17 protein-coding genes and 1 tRNA gene are annotated in these 19,405 nt (G+C 74.7%); 10 read left to right on the top strand and 8 right to left on the bottom strand.

All coding sequences use genetic code 11. The features are described 5' to 3' along the window. Positions 1-202 precede the first annotated feature (202 nt). Positions 203-880 carry a copper chaperone PCu(A)C domain-containing protein gene (locus IE271_RS08695; RefSeq protein ID WP_190189600.1) on the bottom strand — a complete coding sequence of 226 codons (678 nt, stop codon included), beginning with the start codon at positions 878-880 and terminating at the stop codon, positions 203-205. A gap of 598 nt (positions 881-1,478) precedes the next feature. Here IE271_RS08695 and IE271_RS08690 point away from each other — a divergent pair. The 6 genes from IE271_RS08690 (at position 1,479) to IE271_RS08665 (ending at position 8,078) form a co-directional block, all read left to right on the top strand. After that, on the top strand, positions 1,479-1,961 hold the full coding sequence (locus IE271_RS08690) for a CarD family transcriptional regulator (RefSeq protein ID WP_003953493.1): 483 nt from the start codon (positions 1,479-1,481) through the stop codon (positions 1,959-1,961). 345 nt (positions 1,962-2,306) lie between these two features. After that, positions 2,307-3,059: a 2-C-methyl-D-erythritol 4-phosphate cytidylyltransferase gene (ispD, locus tag IE271_RS08685; protein WP_190189599.1), complete on the top strand. Its 753-nt coding sequence runs from the start codon at positions 2,307-2,309 to the stop codon at positions 3,057-3,059. Further along, a complete protein-coding gene (gene ispF / locus IE271_RS08680) occupies positions 3,049-3,555 on the top strand; it encodes a 2-C-methyl-D-erythritol 2,4-cyclodiphosphate synthase (RefSeq protein WP_190189598.1) in 507 nt (168 codons plus the stop codon). The genes ispD and ispF overlap by 11 nt, the downstream gene beginning before the upstream one ends. 165 nt (positions 3,556-3,720) lie before the next feature. Then, positions 3,721-5,118 (top strand): cysteine--tRNA ligase, encoded by a 1,398-nt coding sequence (gene cysS / locus IE271_RS08675; protein WP_190189597.1) that lies wholly within the window; start codon positions 3,721-3,723, stop codon positions 5,116-5,118. A 146-nt stretch (positions 5,119-5,264) separates the two neighbouring features. Next, a complete protein-coding gene (gene rlmB, locus IE271_RS08670) occupies positions 5,265-6,209 on the top strand; it encodes a 23S rRNA (guanosine(2251)-2'-O)-methyltransferase RlmB (RefSeq protein WP_190189596.1) in 945 nt (314 codons plus the stop codon). Positions 6,210-6,368: 159 nt separating this feature from the next. Beyond that, complete coding sequence (locus tag IE271_RS08665) at positions 6,369-8,078, top strand: DoxX family membrane protein (protein WP_190189625.1); 1,710 nt, start codon at positions 6,369-6,371, stop codon at positions 8,076-8,078. Between the two features lie 175 nt (positions 8,079-8,253). Here the strand turns inward: IE271_RS08665 and IE271_RS08660 are convergent, their stop codons facing one another. The 3 genes from IE271_RS08660 to IE271_RS08650 form a co-directional block, all read right to left on the bottom strand. Then, entirely contained in the window at positions 8,254-8,985 is a 732-nt protein-coding gene (locus tag IE271_RS08660) for a nucleotidyltransferase family protein (RefSeq protein WP_190189595.1), read from the bottom strand. 58 nt (positions 8,986-9,043) lie between these two features. Beyond that, positions 9,044-9,496, bottom strand: coding sequence for a hypothetical protein (locus tag IE271_RS08655; RefSeq protein WP_190189624.1), 453 nt, complete (start codon positions 9,494-9,496; stop codon positions 9,044-9,046). A 248-nt stretch (positions 9,497-9,744) separates the two neighbouring features. Next, the gene (locus tag IE271_RS08650; RefSeq protein WP_190189594.1) at positions 9,745-10,881 is read right to left on the bottom strand and encodes an ABC transporter ATP-binding protein; all 1,137 of its coding nucleotides are present in this window, start codon (positions 10,879-10,881) and stop codon (positions 9,745-9,747) included. A gap of 227 nt (positions 10,882-11,108) precedes the next feature. Between IE271_RS08650 and IE271_RS08645 the strand changes: the two genes are divergently transcribed. Then, a tRNA-Thr gene (locus tag IE271_RS08645) sits at positions 11,109-11,182 on the top strand. Between the two features lie 91 nt (positions 11,183-11,273). Here IE271_RS08645 and IE271_RS08640 read toward each other — a convergent pair. Both IE271_RS08640 and IE271_RS08635 read right to left on the bottom strand, forming a co-directional pair. Continuing rightward, positions 11,274-12,023, bottom strand: coding sequence for an alpha/beta hydrolase (locus IE271_RS08640; RefSeq protein ID WP_190189593.1), 750 nt, complete (start codon positions 12,021-12,023; stop codon positions 11,274-11,276). Positions 12,024-12,169: 146 nt separating this feature from the next. Further along, positions 12,170-13,600: an NAD(P)/FAD-dependent oxidoreductase gene (locus IE271_RS08635; protein WP_190189592.1), complete on the bottom strand. Its 1,431-nt coding sequence runs from the start codon at positions 13,598-13,600 to the stop codon at positions 12,170-12,172. A 153-nt stretch (positions 13,601-13,753) separates the two neighbouring features. On the opposite strand from IE271_RS08635, the gene IE271_RS08630 reads away from it, so the two are divergent. Together IE271_RS08630 and IE271_RS08625 are read left to right on the top strand one after the other, a co-directional pair. Then, positions 13,754-14,596 (top strand): aminoglycoside phosphotransferase family protein, encoded by an 843-nt coding sequence (locus tag IE271_RS08630; RefSeq protein ID WP_308435161.1) that lies wholly within the window; start codon positions 13,754-13,756, stop codon positions 14,594-14,596. 131 nt (positions 14,597-14,727) lie between these two features. Then, positions 14,728-15,207: a GNAT family N-acetyltransferase gene (locus tag IE271_RS08625; protein WP_190189591.1), complete on the top strand. Its 480-nt coding sequence runs from the start codon at positions 14,728-14,730 to the stop codon at positions 15,205-15,207. A 123-nt stretch (positions 15,208-15,330) separates the two neighbouring features. Here the strand turns inward: IE271_RS08625 and IE271_RS08620 are convergent, their stop codons facing one another. Continuing rightward, entirely contained in the window at positions 15,331-16,746 is a 1,416-nt protein-coding gene (locus tag IE271_RS08620) for an MFS transporter (protein ID WP_373308733.1), read from the bottom strand. A 444-nt stretch (positions 16,747-17,190) separates the two neighbouring features. Then, the gene (locus IE271_RS08615; protein WP_190189589.1) at positions 17,191-18,171 is read right to left on the bottom strand and encodes a zinc-binding dehydrogenase; all 981 of its coding nucleotides are present in this window, start codon (positions 18,169-18,171) and stop codon (positions 17,191-17,193) included. 191 nt (positions 18,172-18,362) lie between these two features. Between IE271_RS08615 and IE271_RS08610 the strand changes: the two genes are divergently transcribed. Further along, complete coding sequence (locus tag IE271_RS08610; RefSeq protein ID WP_190189588.1) at positions 18,363-19,064, top strand: pentapeptide repeat-containing protein; 702 nt, start codon at positions 18,363-18,365, stop codon at positions 19,062-19,064. Positions 19,065-19,405: the final 341 nt, after the last annotated feature.

The raw sequence follows: 19,405 nt of genomic DNA, 5'->3' as shown, positions 1-19,405 counted from the left end.
GGGCGGCACCTCCCCCGAGGGGGTGCCGCCCTTCGCCGTACCGCCGATGAACAGGTGAGGACGGGAGCGAGCGCAGGCGTCCCCGTACGGAGGTACGAGGCCGCCCGTACGGGGACGCCTGCGCGCAGGGGACGTCCCCACGTGCGGCGCGCGGGAAGGTGCTCGCACGAAGACGGCGTACGCCCCGCGCCCTCCGCGTGGGTCAGTGCCCGGCGGCCGACTCCGACGCCGAGGCGGCGTCCGAGGGCTCGGCACCGGCGGCGTCGCCGCCCGCGGCCTCGCCCGAGGCGGACCCGGAGGGCTCCACGGCCTCGCCCGACGCCGACTCGGAGGGCTCACCGCTCGCGGAGGCGGACGCGGACGGCACCGCGCTCGGGCCCCACTCGGAGAAGTAGCTCTCGGCCGGGTAGACGAACGCCTTCAGGACCACCTTGCCGGTCTTGCTGAAGGTGAAGGTGACCTCCTGGACGTCGCCGTTCGTGACCTCCGAGCTGCCGTCGGGCAGTACGACCGAGGCGTTGCCGTCGCCGCCCAGGACGACCGAGCCGCCGGACGGGATGGTGATCTTGTCGGACTTGGCGCCCTTGGCCGGCTTCAGCTCCGCGGGCTTGTCGGCCACGGTGACCGACTCCAGCGTCTGGTCGGTGCGGCCGTCGTTGAACAGCGTCGCGGCCACCACGGCCGGACCGCCGTCGCCCGGCTTGGGCTGCGTGACGACGATGCCGTTCTGGATCTTCACCTCGCCGACGGTGGTCGCCGCGTTGTCCGGCTTGATCTGCAGCGTCTGAGCGTCGTGACCGGCGCCGCACGCGGCGAGCGAGGCGATCGAGAACGCGAGGGCGGCGGCGGCGAGAGCGCCGCGTCGAAGGCTGCTGCTCACGGCTGCGGCAACTCCTTGAACGTGGGCGGTACGCAGCGGCTGTGCAGGGCCGCTCCGTGTTGGTGTCAGCGGCCATAGGTTACCGACCCGTTGTCGAGGCACGGCACCCGACCCGCCCCTGAGCGGCGGCGAGCTCGCGTCATCCGGGTACCGCGCCCTTCCCGGCCCGGCTTCGGTGAACCGCCTCACCGCTCTCTTCGGCCGCCCCGTTCCGTCATTCGCATTAGTGCAGGTGGCACGCCCCGGGGATTTCCGGTAAGGAATGCGGAAGCGCGGCGAGAAATCGATCTTCCAAGCGGTGATCAATTCCGGATTCGGCTCGTACCTGCTCGAACGGAGTAGTGGAAGTCACCCCGCCGGGACCGGACAAACCCGGACGTTCGGGCACGCCGACGGGGTCCTGGAGTGTTGTAACGTGCGCGTTTCGGCTTCCCCGGACAGCGGCTCCGACCTGCGAATACCGTCCTCCGCTCCGCCTGCGCAGCACGTTCCTGTCGGACTTGTCAAGCCCCGAGATATGCCCTGACCTGCGAAAACGCCATTCAGAAGACGCCGTTTCCGTGTTACCCTGGATAGCCACGGAAGGGGTACCTGTCACATGACGTTCAAGGTTGGCGACACCGTGGTCTATCCCCATCACGGGGCCGCGCTGATCGAGGCCATCGAAACTCGCCAGATCAAAGGCGTGGACAAGACCTACTTGGTGCTGAAGGTCGCCCAGGGCGACCTGACGGTACGTGTGCCAGCGGACAATGCGGAGTTCGTCGGCGTGCGTGATGTGGTCGGTCAGGACGGGCTGGACCGGGTCTTCGAGGTGCTGCGCGCGCCGTACGCCGAGGAGCCCACGAACTGGTCGCGTCGCTACAAGGCAAATCTCGAGAAGCTCGCCTCCGGCGACGTGATCAAGGTCGCCGAAGTCGTGCGCGACCTGTGGCGTCGCGAGCGCGAGCGCGGACTCTCCGCCGGTGAGAAGCGCATGCTCGCCAAGGCCCGCCAGATCCTGGTGAGCGAGCTCGCCCTCGCGGAGAACACGAACGAGGACAAGGCCGAGGCCCTGCTCGACGAGGTTCTCGCGTCCTGAACGCCCTGCGTGCTCCGATCGTCCTCCGGCCGGAGGCGTGAGCGAGCGGTTTCGGCGCTTTGAAATGCCGCGGTGCCCGATGACGTCTGTACTGTCGCCGGGCGCTGCGGCATGTTCGTACCCGGACTTCGTGCGGGGAAACCGGGTGCCGTGCGCGGAAAGCGCTCGCACCGCCGGCCCGTCCCCCGATACTGATCGTGCCGGGTCCGGGCGGCCGGCTCGGCCGGGATGTCACGGAAGGGGCCCCGGCCGGGGCGTCGCGCCCGGCACCTCCCCAGCTCCAGGAGCGGGGGTACGCCCAGGCCATACCCAGGTAGGCCGAGCACACAAACCTGACAGGAACCGATGTCTCACGATTCGCGCCCTTCACCCGCGGGGACCCGCACCGCAGCCGTGATTCCGGCCGCCGGCCGGGGAGTCCGCCTCGGCCCGGGCGCCCCCAAGGCGCTCCGCGCGCTCAACGGCACGCCCATGCTGATCCACGCCGTCCGCGCCATGGCCGCCTCCCGTTCCGTCTCCCTGGTCGTCGTGGTGGCGCCGCCCGACGGAGCGTCCGAGGTCAAGGCGCTGCTCGACTCGCACGCACTGCCCGAGAGGACGGACTTCGCCGTCGTCCCGGGCGGTGAGACCCGGCAGGAGTCCGTACGCCTCGGCCTGGAGGCGCTGCCGCCCGGCATCGACATCGTCCTGGTGCACGACGCGGCCCGCCCGCTGGTGCCCGTGGACACCGTCGACGCCGTGATCGAGGCGGTCCGCGACGGGGCGCCGGCCGTCGTGCCGGCGCTGCCCCTGGCGGACACCGTCAAGCAGGTCGAGCCCGCGGCCGCGCCCGGGGCGCCCGAGCCGGTCGTCGCCACGCCCGAGCGGGCGCGGCTGCGCGCCGTGCAGACCCCGCAGGGCTTCGACCGTGACACCCTCGTGCGCGCGCACGAGACGGTCACCGGCGAGGTCACCGACGACGCGAGCATGGTCGAGCAGCTCGGCCTCCAGGTCGTCGTCGTGCCCGGCCACGAGGAGGCCTTCAAGGTGACGCGGCCGCTCGACCTCGTCCTGGCCGAGGCGGTCCTGGCCCGCAGGAGGCTCACCGATGGCTTCTGACCTGCCCCCCGGCGTGCTGCTGCCGCAGGTCGGCATCGGCACCGACATCCACGCCTTCGAGGAGGGCCGCGAGCTGTGGTGCGCCGGCCTCCGCTGGGAGGACGCGGGCCCCGGCCTCGCCGGGCACTCCGACGCCGACGTCGTCGCGCACGCCGCCTGCAACGCGCTGTTCTCCGCCGCCGGACTCGGCGACCTCGGCGCCCACTTCGGCACCGGACGGCCCGAGTGGTCCGGCGCCTCCGGGATCACGCTGCTGACCGAGGCCGCCCGGATCGTCCGCGCGGCCGGCTTCGCCGTGGGCAACGTGGCCGTCCAGGTCGTCGGCCCCCGGCCGAAGATCGGCAAGCGGCGCGACGAGGCCCAGAAGGTGCTCTCCGAGGCGGTCGGCGCGCCGGTCTCCGTCTCCGGCGCCACCACCGACGGGCTCGGCTTCCCCGGGCGCGACGAGGGCCTGATGGCGGTGGCCACCGCCCTGGTGGTGCGCACCGGCGGCTGACGCGGGCGGCGCGTCCCCCGGACGGGTGCCGTTGTACGGGGATCGCGCCCGGCCGCGCCGCCGGCCCACCCCCAGCGCCGCCGTGCGACGGCGGATGTCACGAATCGGTTGCCCCGCGGCCCGGACGGGCGCGGGGCACTGCTCGTCGCCCACTACTCTGGAGTGGTGACTATTCGCCTGTACGACACCAGCGCCCGGCAGATCCGTGACTTCACCCCGCTCGCGCCGGGTTGCGTCTCGATCTACCTGTGTGGCGCGACCGTGCAGGCCGCCCCGCACATCGGGCACATCCGGTCGGGCCTGAGCTTCGACGTCATGCGCCGCTGGTTCGCGTACCGCGGGTACGACGTGACCTTCGTGCGGAACGTCACGGACATCGACGACAAGATCATCAGGAAGGCCGCCGAGCAGAAGCGGCCCTGGTGGTCCATCGCGTACGAGAACGAGCGGGCCTTCGACGACGGCTACACCGCCCTCGGCTGCCTGCCGCCCACGTACGAGCCGCGCGCCACCGGGCACGTCCCCGAGATGATCGAGATGATGCGCTCGCTCATCGAGCGCGGGCACGCCTACGAGGCCGACGGCAACGTCTACTTCGACGTGCGCTCCCTGCCCGGCTACCTGTCGCTGTCCAACCAGGACCTCGACGACCTGCGCCAGCCCTCCGAGGAGGGCGAGACCGGCAAGCGCGACCCGCGCGACTTCGCCATGTGGAAGGCGGTCAAGCCCGGCGAGCCCAGCTGGGAGACCCCGTGGGGCCGCGGCCGGCCGGGCTGGCACCTGGAGTGCTCGGCGATGGCCCACAAGTACCTGGGTGCCGCCTTCGACATCCACGGCGGCGGCATCGACCTGATCTTCCCGCACCACGAGAACGAGATCGCCCAGGCCCGGGGCTTCGGCGACGAGTTCGCCCGGTACTGGGTGCACAACGGCTGGGTCACCATGAGCGGCGAGAAGATGTCGAAGTCGCTCGGCAACTCCGTGCTGGTCTCCGAGATGGTCAAGCAGTGGCGGCCCATCGTGCTGCGCTACTACCTCGGCACCCCGCACTACCGCTCCACCATCGAGTACAGCGAGGACGCGCTGCGCGAGGCCGAGTCGGCGTTCGCGCGCATCGAGGGCTTCGTCCAGCGCGTGGTGGAGAAGGCCGGGAGGGTCGAGCCGGCCGCCGAGGTGCCGCCCGCCTTCGCCGAGGCCATGGACGACGACCTCGGCGTCCCGCAGGCGCTCGCCGTCATCCACACCACCGTCCGGCAGGGCAACTCCGCCCTCGCCGCCGACGACAAGGAGGCCGCCGTCGCGCGCCTCGCCGAGGTCCGCGCCATGCTCGGCGTCCTGGGCCTGGACCCGCTCGACCCGCACTGGGCGGGCGAGGGCGACCGCGGCGAGGACCTGCACGGCGTCGTCGACAGCCTCGTGCGCCTCGTGCTCCAGCAGCGCGAGGCCGCCCGCGCCCGCAAGGACTGGGCCACCGCGGACGCCATCCGCGACCAGCTCAACCAGTCGGGCCTGGTGATCGAGGACAGTCCGCAGGGGCCGCGCTGGTCCCTCGGGCCGCGCTAGACCCGGCGTACGGCCCGCCGCCCGGCCACCCCCGGGCGGCACGGCCCGCCACCGCACGGCACACTTCAAGACGTACGCGTACGGAACGGACGTACGCGCTCCGCTCAGGCTCGGGTCCCCCGCGCCGCGCAACAGACAGGTAGGTCATGGCCGCTCACAACCGCCGCATGTCCGGCAAGAAGGGCGCGCAGGTCGGCAGTGGCGGCCAGCGGCGCCGGGGGCTTGAGGGCAAGGGCCCCACGCCGCCCGCCGAGATGCGCAAGGGGCACGTCAAGCAGCGCGCCGCGCAGGCGAAGTCCCGCCGCGCGCAGGGACGCCAGGCCGCCGCGCGCGGCCGCGGCGGCAGGTCCGCCTCCGAGCTCGTCGTCGGCCGCAACCCCGTGGTCGAGGCGCTGCGCGAGGGCGTGCCCGCCACCACGCTGTACGTCCAGCAGTTCATCGACAACGACGAGCGGGTGCGCGAGGCGCTCCAGCTCGCCGGCGAGCGCGGCGGCATCCACCTGATGGAGGCCCCCCGCCCCGAGCTGGACCGCATGACCAACGGGCTCAACCACCAGGGCCTGGTCCTGCAGGTCCCGCCGTACGAGTACGCGCACCCGGAGGACCTGGCCGCCGCCGCGTACGACGAGGGCCAGGACCCGCTGATCGTCGCGCTCGACGGCGTCACCGACCCGCGCAACCTGGGGGCCGTCGTGCGGTCCGTGTCCGCCTTCGGCGGCCACGGCGTCGTCGTGCCCGAGCGCCGCGCCGCCGGCATGACCGCCGGTGCCTGGAAGACCTCCGCCGGCACGGCCGCCCGTACGCCGGTCGCCCGCGCCACGAACCTGACGCGCGCCCTGGAGGCGTACAAGAAGGCGGGCATCACCGTCGTCGGGCTCGCCGCGGACGGCGAGGTCGAGCTGGGCGACCTGGAGGCCCTGGACGGACCCGTCGTCATCGTCGTCGGCAGCGAGGGCAAGGGCCTGTCCCGGCTCGTCGGCGAGACCTGCGACTTCCGCGTCCGCATCCCCATGCCCGGCGGCGCCGAGTCGCTCAACGCCGGTGTGGCCGCCGGCGTCGTGCTCTACGAGGCGTCCCGCCGCCGCGCCTGAACCGCGGTCCGGCCCCGCGGCGCGTCCGCGGGGCGGGGCCGGCCGGGCGCGGGCCCCGGGGCCGACGGAGCGTGACCCTCGGGGCAATGTTGACGCGGTCCGGACAGATCGGGACGGGTGAGGCAGTGTCCTAACCACACGTCACTCGGTTAGATGAGTGTGGACACCAGAACACCCCGCACTCCCACGGGGGACCGCTCGTCGGGATTCGACGACGCTCCCGCGCTGAGCATGGTGAAGGTGCCGAGCGATCCGGCCCAGGTCATCGTCAATCATGCGAGCTTCCGCGTCCTGCTGGGCACCGCGCCGCGGACGTCGCCGCCGCTCGGCGCGCGGAGCGTGAGCGCCGCACAGGACACCGCGCGCGTCCCCGCCGCCGCCCGCCGCGCCCCCGTCGTCTGGAGCGGCAGGTCGGCCCCCGACGACACCGGCGCCACCCGGCTTCTGCAGGCCGCCCGGGCGACCGCCGTGCGCGGCCACGCCGAGGAGGCCGGCTCGACACAGGTCATCCCGCGCGTCGACCTCGGCGGCGACGGCCGCGCCCCGCACGGCGCCCCCGGCCACGGCGGGTACGACCCGTACGACGACACGACCGCCGAGATCCCCGTCGTCCGCGGGCCGGAGACCCGCCTGCTGCCGCAGATGCGCAGCGCGGGCAGCGCCTACGAGGAGCCGGAGACCGCCGACGGCGGGCCCGTCCCGTACGCGCGGGAGCCCTTCGAGGACGACGGGCGCTACGACGGCCACGACGGCGAGGGGGCCGAGGGGGACGAGGAGGCCGACGGCGCCTCCGCCCGGCGGCACGGCGCCGACCCGGTGCGGCACGCCTACTACCCGGGCCGCCGCATGAACCTCGGCGTCGTCCTGTTCCCGCTGCGCGTCTTCCTCGGCGCCATCTCCATCTACGCCGGCATGGGCAAGCTCTGCGACCCCGTCTACTTCGACGGCGGCGAGCGCGGTTCCATGGTCAAGTGGCTCGACTCCCTGCACCCCTGGGCGGTGGCCGAGCCGCTGCGCGACCTCGCCCTGCAGCACCCCGTGGGCGCCGGGCTCCTCATCGCCTTCTTCCAGGTCGTCGTCGGCGTCCTGACCGTGCTCGGGCTCTGGCAGCGCGTCGCCGCCGTGATCGGCGCCCTGCTCTCGGCCGCGCTCCTGGTCACCGTCAGCTGGAAGACCGTCCCCGTCTACGACGCGCCGGACATCATCTACCTCGCCGCCTGGTCCCCGCTGATCATCGCGGGCGCCCCCGTCTACTCGGTCGACGGCCGGCTCGCCGGGGAGGCATGGCGCACCCTCGGGCCGCGCGCGGGCATCTGGGAGCTGCGCCGCCGCGTCCTGCGCCGGGGCGCGCTCGTCGCCGCCCTCGTCGTCGGGGTCACGCTGCTCGTCGGCTCGATCCTCGGCGGCGCGGTCCGCGACGCCGACCGCGTGGTCGTCCCCGGCCCGGGCGAGGCCCCGCGCAACGAGCTGCCCGGCTCCCCGCTCCCGCAGGCGCCCGGCGAGCAGCGGCGGCATGACCCGTCCGCGTCGGGCGCGCCCACCCAGGGCCAGAGCGGTACGACGATCAGCCCCTCGGGGGCCGCGTCCGAGCCCGGCGCCACCCGCGACGCGAACACCGCGGGGGCCGGCAGCCCCAGCCAGACCCAGGGCAGCGCCGGGCAGGTCCCGCAGCAGTCGGCGCCGCCGCAGGCGCCCAGCACCACCGCGGGCCCGTCCTCGGCCGGCGGCGGCGCGAACGGCACGGGCGCCGCGGACGACGCGGGCACGGCCCCCGGTGACGGCGGCGGCAACGGCGGCGGCAACGGCAACGGCGGCGGTTCCGGCTCCGGCGGTTCGCAGCGGCTCGTCGGCGGCCTGCTGGGCGGCTGACCGCCGCACGACCGGGCCGTCCGCACGCGAACGGGCCCCGGCGCCTCCCAGCGGCGCCGGGGCCCGTCGCCGTGTCTGCGGGGGACGCAGGACGGAAGCCGGAGGAGCGGGGAACCGCGGGCCGGGGGACCGGGGACCGGAGGGGCCGGAGAACCGGGGGCCGGAAGGCCGGGGATCAGCGGTTCAGGGCCGCGAGCTCCTTGGCCGCCTCCGTGAGGTCCTTCGCCGTGTCGATGGCCCGCCAGTACGCGCCCTGCGGGATCGGGTAGCCGGCCAGCTTCCGCTCGCGCGCCAGCCGCGGGAACGTCGTGCGCTCGTGGTCGCCGAGGTCGGGCAGCAGCTCCGTGAACCCGGGCGAGAAGACGTACAGGCCCGCGTTGATGTCGAAGGCGACGGGCGGGGCCTCGACGAAGTCGGTGATGTGGCCGAAGCCGTTGGTCTCCACGGCTCCCCACGGGATGCGCGGCCGGGCCAGCGCGAGGGTCGCGACGGCGTCGCGCTCGGTGTGGAAGTCCGCCATGTCCCGCAGCGAGAAGCGGGTCCAGATGTCGCCGTTGGTGGCGTACCAGGGGCGGTCGGGGTGCGGCAGGTGCCGGGCCGCGTACTTCAGGCCGCCGCCGCGGCCGAGCGGCTCCTTCTCCACGACGGTGGTCACCCGCAGGGGGAGGTCCGCCGACTCCAGCCACTCCTGGAGGACTTCGGCCAGGTGCCCGCACGAGACGACGGCGTCGGTGACGCCCTCCTCGGCGAGCCAGGAGAGCTGATGGCCGATGATCGGGGTTCCGGTGCCCGGAATCTCGACCATCGGCTTGGGCCGGTCGTCGGTGTAGGGGCGCAGCCGCGAACCCTGGCCGCCGGCCAGGACGACGGCTTGGACGGGGCGCGACGCGGCGTTCGGGTGGGTCATGACCGGAACTGTACGTGGCGCCCCGCGCGCCCCGCCGGACGGGCTCTGCCGGGCCGGCTCAGCCGAACTGGGCCACGCCCGAGGCGAAGGAGGTGTCGCAGACGGGCCGGGCGTACGACTGCGCGCGCGTCGGGCCGTAGACGCGGACGGCGGCGCGGCCGAGGGAGCGCGCGAGGGAGGCACAGTGCTTCGCGAGCGAGGGACGGTCGTTCACCGCTTCCTGGAGGTGTGTGAGGGCGGCGCCCGGATCCTTCTCCTGGAGCTCGATCAGGAGCTCGTCGCGCAGCGCCTCGTGCGGGGCCCGCGCGGCGGTGCGCGAGGAGACGTTCTCGGCGGAGGCGGCGAGGGCCGGGTCCGCGGAGTCGCCGGACCAGTTGACCCGGCTGACCGCGAGCGTCCCGGAGAGCACCAGGACGACGGGCAGGACGAGGGCGAGGGAGCGGCCGATCCGCAGGGCGGGACCGCGGCTGTGCCGCGCGGGACGGCCCGCGGGGCGGCGGCCGTGTCGCATCGGGTGGTTAATGGAGTGCTTCACGCGAGTGAGGGTAGCGCCCGGTGATGATTTGGCGACATTTAGTAATCAGTTCGAGGGACAGGTGAACGGCTCTTTTCGAGCGCGGAGTTGACGTCACGCGGGTGAATCGCCCCATCTGCCGGGGTATTTGTCGACAACGCGGAGGGCCCCGCAGCACGGCTGCGGGGCCCTCCGCCGCCGTCCGGGGCACCGGCCCCGAACAGCGGATCGTGCGTGGTGCGGCGTCAGTCGGAGAGACGCTCGCCGGTGGAGGTGGAGAAGACGTGCGTCTCGCCCGGGCGCGGCACGACGTGCAGCTGGGCACCCTTCTCGGGGACCTGGCGGCCGTTGACGCGGACGACGAGGTCCTTCTGCTCGCCGCCGACCTCGGCGGTGCCGTAGACGTAGCCGTCGGCGCCGAGCTCCTCGACGACGTTCACCGACACGGCGAGGCCGGCCGGGGCGTCCGCGGAGTCCTTGCTGAGGGAGGAGGCGGCGCCGCCGTCCAGCTCGACCACGTCGAAGTGCTCGGGGCGGACGCCGACCGTGACGGTGCGGTCGCCCTTGTCCGCGGCGGCCGACAGGGCCTCGCGGCTGACCGGCACGACGCTGTTGCCGAACTTCACGCCGCCGTCGGTGATCGGGACCTCGACGAGGTTCATCGCCGGGGAGCCGATGAAGCCGGCCACGAAGAGGTTGGCCGGGCGGTCGTACATGTTGCGCGGCGAGTCGACCTGCTGGAGCAGACCGTCCTTGAGCACGGCCACGCGGTCGCCCATCGTCATGGCCTCGACCTGGTCGTGGGTGACGTAGACGGTGGTGATGCCGAGCCGGCGCTGCAGGGACGCGATCTGCGTACGCGTGGACACACGCAGCTTGGCGTCCAGGTTCGACAGCGGCTCGTCCATGAGGAAGACCTGCGGCTCGCGCACGATGGCGCGGCCCATGGCGACACGCTGGCGCTGACCGCCGGAGAGGGCCTTGGGCTTGCGGTCCAGGTACTGGGTGAGGTCGAGGATCTTCGCGGCCTCCTCGACCTTCTTGCGGATCTCCGCCTTGTTGACGCCGGCGATCTTCAGGGCGAAGCCCATGTTGTCGGCGACGGTCATGTGCGGGTAGAGCGCGTAGTTCTGGAACACCATGGCGATGTCCCGGTCCTTGGGCGGCAGGTGCGTGACGTCGCGGTCGCCGATGCGGATGGCGCCGCCGTTGACGTCCTCCAGACCCGCGAGCATGCGCAGCGAGGTGGACTTGCCGCAGCCGGACGGGCCGACGAGGACGAGGAACTCGCCGTCCGCGATGTCGATGTCGAGGCCGTCGACGGCGGGCTTGTCGGAACCCGGGTAGACGCGGGTCGCCTTGTCGAACGAGACAGTGGCCATGGAGATGGGCCCCCTTCACCGGCAGGAACGTGCCGGACGATCCGAGTAAAGGTGGTGACCACCGCGGATCGTTCCGCAGTGGTGTAGTCCACGAGGGTGAACTGGTTGAGGACGCTACCTGTCGTCCACCGGATCTGTCAGTACTCGGGACGTGATGAAGTTCGGGGGAATTCCCGGGAGGCGGCCGCCGCGACCTGGGTACACTGCACGGGCACGCACGCGTGCAGGCCTCCTTAGCTCAGCTGGTCAGAGCGCCGCTCTTGTAAAGCGAAGGTCGTCGGTTCGAATCCGACAGGGGGCTCCGCCGAGGAGTGCGAGAAGGCCCGGGTCAGCTGCTGACCTGGGCCTTCTCTTGTGTGCGGCGGTGCCGGGGGACGCCGCCGCACGGTGCGTCACGCCGCGGGCGCCGCCGTCGCCAGGGCCGTCTCGGCGATCACGCGCGCCGTGCGCAGGCCCTCCCGGCGGGGGACGGGCGCCTCGGCCGGGCGGCAGCGGCCCAGCTCCGGGTCGTACTCCGCCATGACCGCGCCCGGGTGGTCCGTGTCCAGCCGGGTGAGCGGGACGTCGCGGCCGTGGCCGGACAGGACCGCCTGGAACGCGAGGGCGTTGGCGAAGTCGCAGACCGTGTCGCCCGTGCCGTGCACCAGGTGGATCGGCAGCGGCGGGGCGCCGGCGCAGACGTCCATGGGGGAGGGCAGGCCGAGGAGGGGCTCGGGCTGGTTGTAGCGGCCGGCGACGCCGACGACCGCGGCCGGGCGCCAGCCGTGCGGGGGATCGGGCCGCAGCGCGGTCGCCATGGCGGCGCGGGCGCCGAGGGACCAGCCCGCGAGGGTCACGGGGCTGCCGGAGTCGCGGACGAGGTCGTGCACGAAGCGCAGGGACGCCTCCAGGTGCGGGCGGCCGCCGTGGTCGGCGTCGGGGCGCCAGTCGGGGACGACGACGGTGGCGCCGAGCCGGGCGACGTCGGCGGCGAGCGAGCCGAGGACGTCCCGCTCGGCCGGGCCGCGGCCGTGCCAGAGCAGGACCGTGGGGGCGTCCGGGGCGGCGGCGCGGTGGATGTCGAGAAGCTGGCCGTCCGCGCTGTAGCGGACGGTGTCCACGGCGGGGGTGGCCGCGGTGACTCCGGTGACTGCGGTGTTCATGGAGGTGGCGTCCCTCGTCTCTCGTACTGTCCGTGGTGCTCGTGGCGCTTGTGTTGCTCGTGGTGCACGTGTGCCCGTACGTACCCGGGTTCTCCCGGCCCTTCACTGCCTTCGCACTGTTCCAACGACCGGCGGTCCGGACCGTCTCAGCGGCCGGCGATCCGGTCGGCGACGCGGGCCACGCGCGACGACCCGGCGCCGCCCGCGGCGCGCTCGCGCCGGTCGGCGGCCCGGTAGGCCGCGTACAGGCCCTGCACCCCGAGCCAGCGCAGCGGTTCAGGCTCCCAGCGGCGGGTGCGGTGGTTCACCCACGGCAGGGCGGTGAGGTCGGTGGGGTCCGCCTGTCCCGAGTCGTGCCGGACGAGGTCGCGCAGGGTGCGGCCGGCGAGATTGGCGGTGGCGACCCCGGAGCCGACGTAGCCGCCCGCCCGGCCGAGGCCGGTGGCACGGTCGAGGGTGACGGCGGCGCACCAGTCGCGCGGCACGCCGAGGACGCCGGACCAGGTGTGGTCGAGGCCGATGCCGGAGAGGGCGGGGAAGAGCCGCAGCAGCGCCTCGTACAGCTCCCGGACGGTGGCCGCGCGGGTGCGCCCGCCGGCGTCGGTGCGGGAGCCGTAGCGGTACGGGTTGCCGCGGCCGCCGAGCGCGATGCGGCCGTCGGCGGTGCGCTGGGCGTACAGGTAGGCGTGCGCCATGTCGCCGAGGGTCTCGCGGCCCTCCCAGCCGACGGCCTCCCACTGCTCGCCGGTGAGCGGCCGGGTGACGATCATCGAGGAGTTCATCGGGAGCCAGGTCCGCCTCTGGCCCTTCAGACCGGCGGTGAAGCCCTCGGTGCAGCTCAGGACGTACGGGGCGCGGACGGTGCCGTACGGGGTGACGGCGCGCCCGGGCACGGTCCCGGTGACGGGGGTGTTCTCGTGGACCGTGACGCCGAGCGCCTCGACGGCGGCGGCCAGCCCGCGCACCAGCTTCGCGGGGTGGAGGCGGGCGCCGTGCGGGGTCCAGGTGGCGCCGAGGGCGCCGGCGACGCGGACCCGCTCGGCGGTCCCGCGCGCGTCGTACAGCTCGCGGTCCTCCTCGCCGTACGCCAGCTCGGTCTCGTGGTACGCCCTGAGGCGGGTCAGCTGGGCGGGGGTGCGGGCGACCTCCAGGACGCCGCCCCGGTGCACGTCCGCGTCGATGCCCTCCTCCCCGGTGACCCGGACGACCTCGGCGACGGTGTCGTTCATGGCGCGCTGGAGCCGGACGGCGGCCTCGTGGCCGTGCAGCCGGGCGTAACGGTCGCGTCCCGCGATGCCGTTGTAGAGCCAGCCGCCGTTGCGCCCGGAGGCGCCGTAACCGCAGAACTCCCGCTCCAGGACGGTGATCCGCAGGGACGGCTCGGCCTTCTTGAGGTAGTACGCGGTCCACAGGCCGGTGTAGCCGCCGCCGACCACGGCGACGTCGGCGTGCGCGTCCCCGGGGAGGTGCGGGCGGGGCGCGGGGGCCTTCCCCCCGGCCTCCCGGGCCTTCCGGACCTCCTGGGCGTGCCAGAACGAGATGCCGCCGTTGACGACGGTGCTGTCCGCGCTGCTCATGCGCGGGACGGTAGCCCGTGGAGACGCGGGTGTCTCCTACGGAATCCGTCGATCCGCGGGCGGGGAGGGGCCGTTGGGGTGCCCGGGAACGGGACGGGGAAGGACGGGAGCGGGAGGGGAACAGGGGCGGGGCCGGAGACGGAAGGGGTGCCGGTGGGAACCGGGGAGCGGGCGTACGAGGCGGAACTGCTGCGGCGGGGGCCGGAGTTCCTGGAGCGTTGGGGGCTGCGGCGGGAGGGGCCGCCGATGCGCGGGCGCGCGTCCGTGGTGCTGCCGGTGGTGCGGCGCGACGGGACGCCCGCGGCGCTGAAGCTCCAGGTGCGCGACGAGGAGACGGAGGGCGAGGGACTGGCGCTGCGCACCTGGGACGGCGACGGCGCCGTACGGCTGCTGGACGAGGACCCGGGGAGCGGCACGCTGCTGCTCGAACGGCTCGACGGCGCCCGTTCCCTGGCGGCCGTACCGGACGTCGTGGACGCGACCGCGCTCCTCGGGGGACTGCTGGCCCGGCTGTGCGCGGTGCCGGCGCCGGACGGGCTGCGGCGGCTCGGCGGCATGGCGGCGCGCATGCTGGAGGAGCGGCTGCCCGCGGCGCTGGCGGTGACCGGGCCGGAGACCGTGACCGGGCGGCTGCTGCGGGACTGCGCGGCGGCGGTGCGGGAGGTCGCGGGCGAGCCCGGGGACCGGCTGCTGCACTGGGACCTGCACTTCGAGAACGTCCTGGCGGGCGAGCGCGAGCCGTGGCTCGTCATCGACCCGAAGCCGCTCGCGGGCGACCCCTGCTTCGACCTGCTCCCGGCGCTGTGGAACCGGTTCGCGGAGGGCCGGCTGCGCCACCGCTTCGACCTGCTGACGGAGGCGCTGGGCGCGGACCGCGAGCGGGCCCGCGCCTGGACGCTGGGCCGGGTGCTGCAGAGCTCGCTGTGGCGGGTGGAGGAGGGGGAGGAGCCGGTGCCGGAGCAGGTGGAGATCGCCCGGATGCTGCTGGGGCGGTGACCGGGGCGGGGGATCGGAGCCCGGGGCGGTGTTCGTACGTTGCCGGGACGGTGAGGGGCGAGGGGCGGCCGGGCCTGAGGGGCGAGGGCGGCCGGGCCGGCCGGCGGGCCGCCCTGACGTACTCTGCCCGCATGATTCGTACGGCTCTTCCCACCGACGTCCCCGCCATCCACGCCATGGTCCGCGAGCTGGCGGACTACGAGAAGGCGCTGCACGAGGTGCGGACCACCGAGGAGCAGCTGCGCGAGGCGCTGTTCGGGGAGCGGCCCGCGGCGTTCGCGCACATCGCCGAGGACGCGGCGGGCGAGCCGGTCGGCTTCGCGCTGTGGTTCCTGAACTTCTCCACCTGGCGCGGCGTGCACGGCATCTACCTGGAGGACCTGTACGTCCGCCCCGAGGCGCGCGGCGGCGGCCACGGCCGGGCGCTGCTGACCGAACTGGCGCGGATCTGCGTGGAGCGCGGGTACGAGCGCCTGGAGTGGTCGGTCCTGAACTGGAACGAGCCGTCGATCGGCTTCTACGAGTCCCTGGGCGCGCGCCCGCAGGACGAGTGGACGGTGTACCGGCTGACGGACGAGGCGCTGGCGCGGCTGGGCGGCTCGGACGACTGACCCGTCCGGAGGCGCGACCCGGGCGACCGGACCAGGGGTGCGGCTCGGACGACCGGGCACCGGGGACGCGGCCGGACGGCCGGAGGAGGGGTACGACCCGGGCGGCCGGGGCAGGGGCGCGGCTCAGACGGCCGGGCCGGGGGCGGGCCCGTCCCCGGCCCCCGGGTGCCCGGGTGCGCCCGCGGTGACCATGACCCCGGCCGCCAGCGCGGCGAGGACCAGGAAGACGGCCGCCCAGGCGATGGCGGCGGTGTAGCCGTGGACGACGCCCTCGCGCACGAGTCCGGCCCTGGCCCCGGCCCCCGGGCCGCGCCGGTGGCCGGCGATCCAGCGGGTGGCGCCGCTCGTGGCGACCGTGTTGAGCAGGGCGGTGCCGATGGAGCCGCCGACCTGCTGCGCGGTGTTGACGGTCGCGGAGGTCACCCCGGCGTCCCGGGGCGCGACCCCGGCGGTGGCGGTCGCGAAGACCGGCATGAAGGCCAGGCCCATGCCGAGGCCCGTCAGCAGCATCGCGGGCAGCAGGTGGGTGGCGTACTCCGAGTGGACCGTGAGCCGGGTGAGCAGCAGCATGCCGCCCGCGGCGAGCAGCGTGCCCGGGACCATGAGCAGGCGCGGGGCGACGCGGTGCAGGAGCCGCGCCGAGATCTGGGTGGAGCCCGTGAGCACGGCGGCGGTGAAGGGCAGGAAGGCGAGCCCCGCCCTCAGCGGCGAGTAGCCGAGCACACCCTGCAGGTAGTAGGTCATGAACAGGAACATCCCGAACATGCCGACGACCGCGAGCCCCATGGTGAGGAAGCAGCCGGCGCGGCTGCGGTCCTTGAGGACGTGCAGGGGCAGCAGGGGGTGCGGCGCCCGCGCCTGCCACCGCACGAACCCCAGCAGGAGTACGAGCCCGGCGGCGAGCAGGGACACCACCAGGGCGTCGCCCCAGCCGCGCGGCTCCGCCTCGCCGAAGCCGTAGACGATCGCGACGAGGCCGCCGCAGCCCAGGAGCGCGCCGGGCACGTCGAGCCGGGCCTCGGTGTGCCCCGGCCGGTCGTGCAGGAGGGCGAGGGCGCCCACGAGGGCCAGGGCGGCGACGGGGACGTTGACGTACAGGCACCAGCGCCAGTCGAGGTACTCGGTGAGGACGCCGCCGGTGATCAGACCGGTGGCGGCGCCGCCCCCGGCGAGCGCGCCGTAGACGCCGAACGCCTTCCCGCGCTCCTCGGGGTCGGTGAACGCCGTGGTGAGCAGCGACAGCGCGGAGGGCGCGAGCAGGGCGGCGAAGACCCCCTGGAGGGCGCGGGCGCCGAAGAGCATGCCGGGGCCGGTGGCGGCGCCGCCCAGGGCGGAGGCCGCGGCGAAACCGGCGAGGCCGACGACGAAGGCGCGCTTGCGGCCCGCGCGGTCGGCGATGCGGCCGCCCAGGAGGAGCAGGCCGCCGAAGGCGAGCGTGTAGGCGGTGACGACCCACTGGCGGCTGCCGTCGGACATGCCCAGATCGCGCTGCGCGGAGGGCAGCGCGATGTTCACGATGGTCGCGTCGAGCACGACCATGAGCTGGGCGGACGCGATGACGACCAGGGCCCACCAGCGACGGGGGTCGGCCGGGGCGGAGGGCTTTCCGGAAGGCCCGGAAGGACCGAAAGAACCGGAAGGCCCGGTCGGCCCGATGGACTCCGGAAGGCCGGTCGGCCCGGTGGACTCCGGCGGGCCGGTCGGCTGGGTCGGTCCGGTGGGTCCTGACGGGCCGGTCGGCTCCGACGGTCCGGCCGGCCCCGTGGGTCCTGGCGGTCCGGTCGGCTGCGCACTGTCACCGGCTTGGCTCACGGGGTCAGAACACCACGGATCGGTGCAGGCCGCATCCGTGCTCCGGGGCCGTGCTCCGGTGCCGTACGGGCCTGTCCGGTTCCGGCCGACCTCCGACGACCGACCGCCGGCCGCTGACTGCTCACTGCTGACCGCCAGCCGTCGACCGCCGTACGGTTGCCGTACGGCCGCTTACGGTTCGAGGACGACCTTCCCGGCGGTCGCCCGGTTCTCCAGGGCGCGGTGGGCCTCGGCGGCCCCGGCGAGCGGGAAGCGCTGGACGGCGGGGACGAGGCGACCCGCGGCGGCCTCGGCGAGGGCGCGCGTCTCCAGGGCGCGCAGGGGGTTCGGACCACCCGCCCGCGCCAGCATGACCGGGCCGAGCACCTGCTCGGACACCCCCTCGACCAGGTACGGGGAGCCGTCGCGCAGCCCGCCGGAGGACCAGCCGAAGACGAGGTGCCTGCCGCCGGGGCCCAGCAGTCCGACGGCGGCCCGGGCGACGTCGCCGCCGACGCCGTCGAAGACGACGGTGGCGGGCCTGCCGCCGAGGAGGGCGCGCACCCGGTCCGGCCAGTCCGGGGCGGTGTAGTCGACGGCGTGGTCGGCGCCGGCCGCCGCGACGCGGGCCGTCTTCTCCGGGCCGCCGGCGAGGCCGACGACGGTGGCGCCGGCGTTCTTGGCGTACTGCGCGATCAGGGTGCCGATGCCGCCCGCCGCGGCCGGGACCACGGCCACCGTCCCGGGGTCCGGCTCCGCGAACTGCAGGATGCCCATGGCCGTGCGACCGGTGCCGATCATGGCCACCGCCTGGGCGAAGTCCAGGTTCTCCGGGACGTCGTGGAGGCGGTCGGCGTCGGTGACGGCCAGTTCGGCGTAGCCGCCCGGGGCGAAGCCCAGGTGGGCGACGACGCGTCTGCCGAGCCATGCGGGGTCCACGCCGTCGCCGAGGGACTCGACGACCCCGGCGATCTCGCGGCCGGGGACGGTCGGCAGGGCGGGCGGCTTTGGCAGAGGGCCGGGGAAACCCTCCCGCAGCGCGGCGTCGAGCAGGTGGACGCCGGCCGCGGCCACCGCGACACGGACCTGGCCGGGGCCCGGCCGCGGGTCGTCGGTCTCCTCGTACGTGAGGTTCTCGGCCGGGCCGAAGGCGTGCAGGCGGACGGCGTGCATGGCGGTCTCCAGGGGTGCGGTGGCCGACGGCCCGCGGCCGTCCGGCACGTGGTCGGGGGAGTCAGCCTCCGACCTCGAGTCCGCTTGAGGTCAAGGCCGTTCCCGGCCGGCCGTGCTCCGGTACGCACTCCGGCGTGGGGTCCGGCGTGGGGTCCGGCCGCGCTGTCAGTGCCGGGGTGCAGCATGGGGGCATGGCGAGGCGAACGATGGGTGGGAAGAGCGCGGCGCGGCCGGGTGTGCGCAGTGCGCGGCGGCCGGAGGTCAGCCTGCCGCCGCTCGTGCCGTACGAGGGCGGCGAGCTGGAACCTGACGGCGACTACGACGGGCTGGAGTTCCGCGAGGCGGACTTCGTGGGGCAGGACGGCGGGGGCGCCCGTTTCATGGACTGCGCGCTGGTGGGGTGCGCGCTGGACGAGACGCGGCTGACCCGGGCCCGGCTGCTGGACTCGGTCCTGACGGGGATACGCGGCGTGGGGACGGACCTCGCCGAGGCGACGCTGCGCGACGTGGAGCTGGTGGACGCCCGGCTCGGCGGGACGCAGCTGCACGGCTCCGCGCTGGAGCGGGTGCTGGTGCGCGGCGGCAAGCTCGACTACCTGAACCTGCGCAGGGCGCGCCTGAAGGACGTGGTCTTCGAGGGGTGCGTGCTGGTGGAGCCGGACTTCGGGGGCGCCCGCCTGGAGCGGGTGGAGTTCGTGGACTGCGTGCTCAAGGCGGCGGACCTCAGCGCGGCCACGCTCGTGGACGTCGACCTGCGCCGGGTGGCGGAGCTGGACATCGCCCGGGGCGTGGACCGGCTCGCGGGCGCGGTGATCAGCCCGGCCCAGCTGCTCGACCTGGCACCGCTGCTGGCGGCGGAGATGGGGGTCAGGGTGGAGGGAGCGGCCGGCTGACCGGGGCGGGGACGGCCCGCCGCGGGTGCGTCGGCGCCGGACGGCGCGCTGCGGACGCGCGCGGGCACGGGCCGGGACCGACGACCGGAACCGATGACCGCGATCGATGACCGGGGCGGGGACGGCCCGCCGCGGGTGCGTCGGCGCCGGACGGCGCGCTGCGGACGCGCGCGGGCACGGGCCGGGACCGACGACCGGAACCGATGACCGCGATCGATGACCGGGGCGGGGACGGCCCGCCGCGGGTGCGTCGGCGCCGGACGGCGCGCTGCGGACGCGCGCGGGCACGGGCCGGGACCGACGACCGGAACCGACGACCGGAACCGGTGGCCGGGATCGGT

Origin of the sequence: Streptomyces minutiscleroticus (assembly GCF_014650875.1) — a bacterium.
Taxonomy (GTDB): Bacteria; Actinomycetota; Actinomycetes; order Streptomycetales; family Streptomycetaceae; genus Streptomyces; species Streptomyces minutiscleroticus.
The sequence above is the reverse complement of the archived record's forward strand: the minus strand, read 5'-3'. Positions and strand labels throughout refer to the sequence as shown.

What these genes read in the sequence shown, in the direction of transcription:
- IE271_RS08635 (WP_190189592.1), bottom strand. Translation starts at nt 13,600, where the DNA reads ATGAGCAGCGCGGACAGCACCGTCGTCAACGGCGGCATCTCGTTCTGG.
- IE271_RS08620 (WP_373308733.1), bottom strand. Translation starts at nt 16,746, where the DNA reads ATGGTCGTGCTCGACGCGACCATCGTGAACATCGCGCTGCCCTCCGCG.
- IE271_RS08640 (WP_190189593.1), bottom strand. Translation starts at nt 12,023, where the DNA reads ATGAACACCGCAGTCACCGGAGTCACCGCGGCCACCCCCGCCGTGGAC.
- IE271_RS08650 (WP_190189594.1), bottom strand. Translation starts at nt 10,881, where the DNA reads ATGGCCACTGTCTCGTTCGACAAGGCGACCCGCGTCTACCCGGGTTCC.
- IE271_RS08660 (WP_190189595.1), bottom strand. Translation starts at nt 8,985, where the DNA reads ATGACCCACCCGAACGCCGCGTCGCGCCCCGTCCAAGCCGTCGTCCTG.
- ispD (WP_190189599.1), top strand. Translation starts at nt 2,307, where the DNA reads ATGTCTCACGATTCGCGCCCTTCACCCGCGGGGACCCGCACCGCAGCC.
- ispF (WP_190189598.1), top strand. Translation starts at nt 3,049, where the DNA reads ATGGCTTCTGACCTGCCCCCCGGCGTGCTGCTGCCGCAGGTCGGCATC.
- IE271_RS08610 (WP_190189588.1), top strand. Translation starts at nt 18,363, where the DNA reads ATGGCGAGGCGAACGATGGGTGGGAAGAGCGCGGCGCGGCCGGGTGTG.
- rlmB (WP_190189596.1), top strand. Translation starts at nt 5,265, where the DNA reads ATGGCCGCTCACAACCGCCGCATGTCCGGCAAGAAGGGCGCGCAGGTC.
- IE271_RS08655 (WP_190189624.1), bottom strand. Translation starts at nt 9,496, where the DNA reads ATGCGACACGGCCGCCGCCCCGCGGGCCGTCCCGCGCGGCACAGCCGC.
- IE271_RS08615 (WP_190189589.1), bottom strand. Translation starts at nt 18,171, where the DNA reads ATGCACGCCGTCCGCCTGCACGCCTTCGGCCCGGCCGAGAACCTCACG.
- IE271_RS08625 (WP_190189591.1), top strand. Translation starts at nt 14,728, where the DNA reads ATGATTCGTACGGCTCTTCCCACCGACGTCCCCGCCATCCACGCCATG.
- IE271_RS08690 (WP_003953493.1), top strand. Translation starts at nt 1,479, where the DNA reads ATGACGTTCAAGGTTGGCGACACCGTGGTCTATCCCCATCACGGGGCC.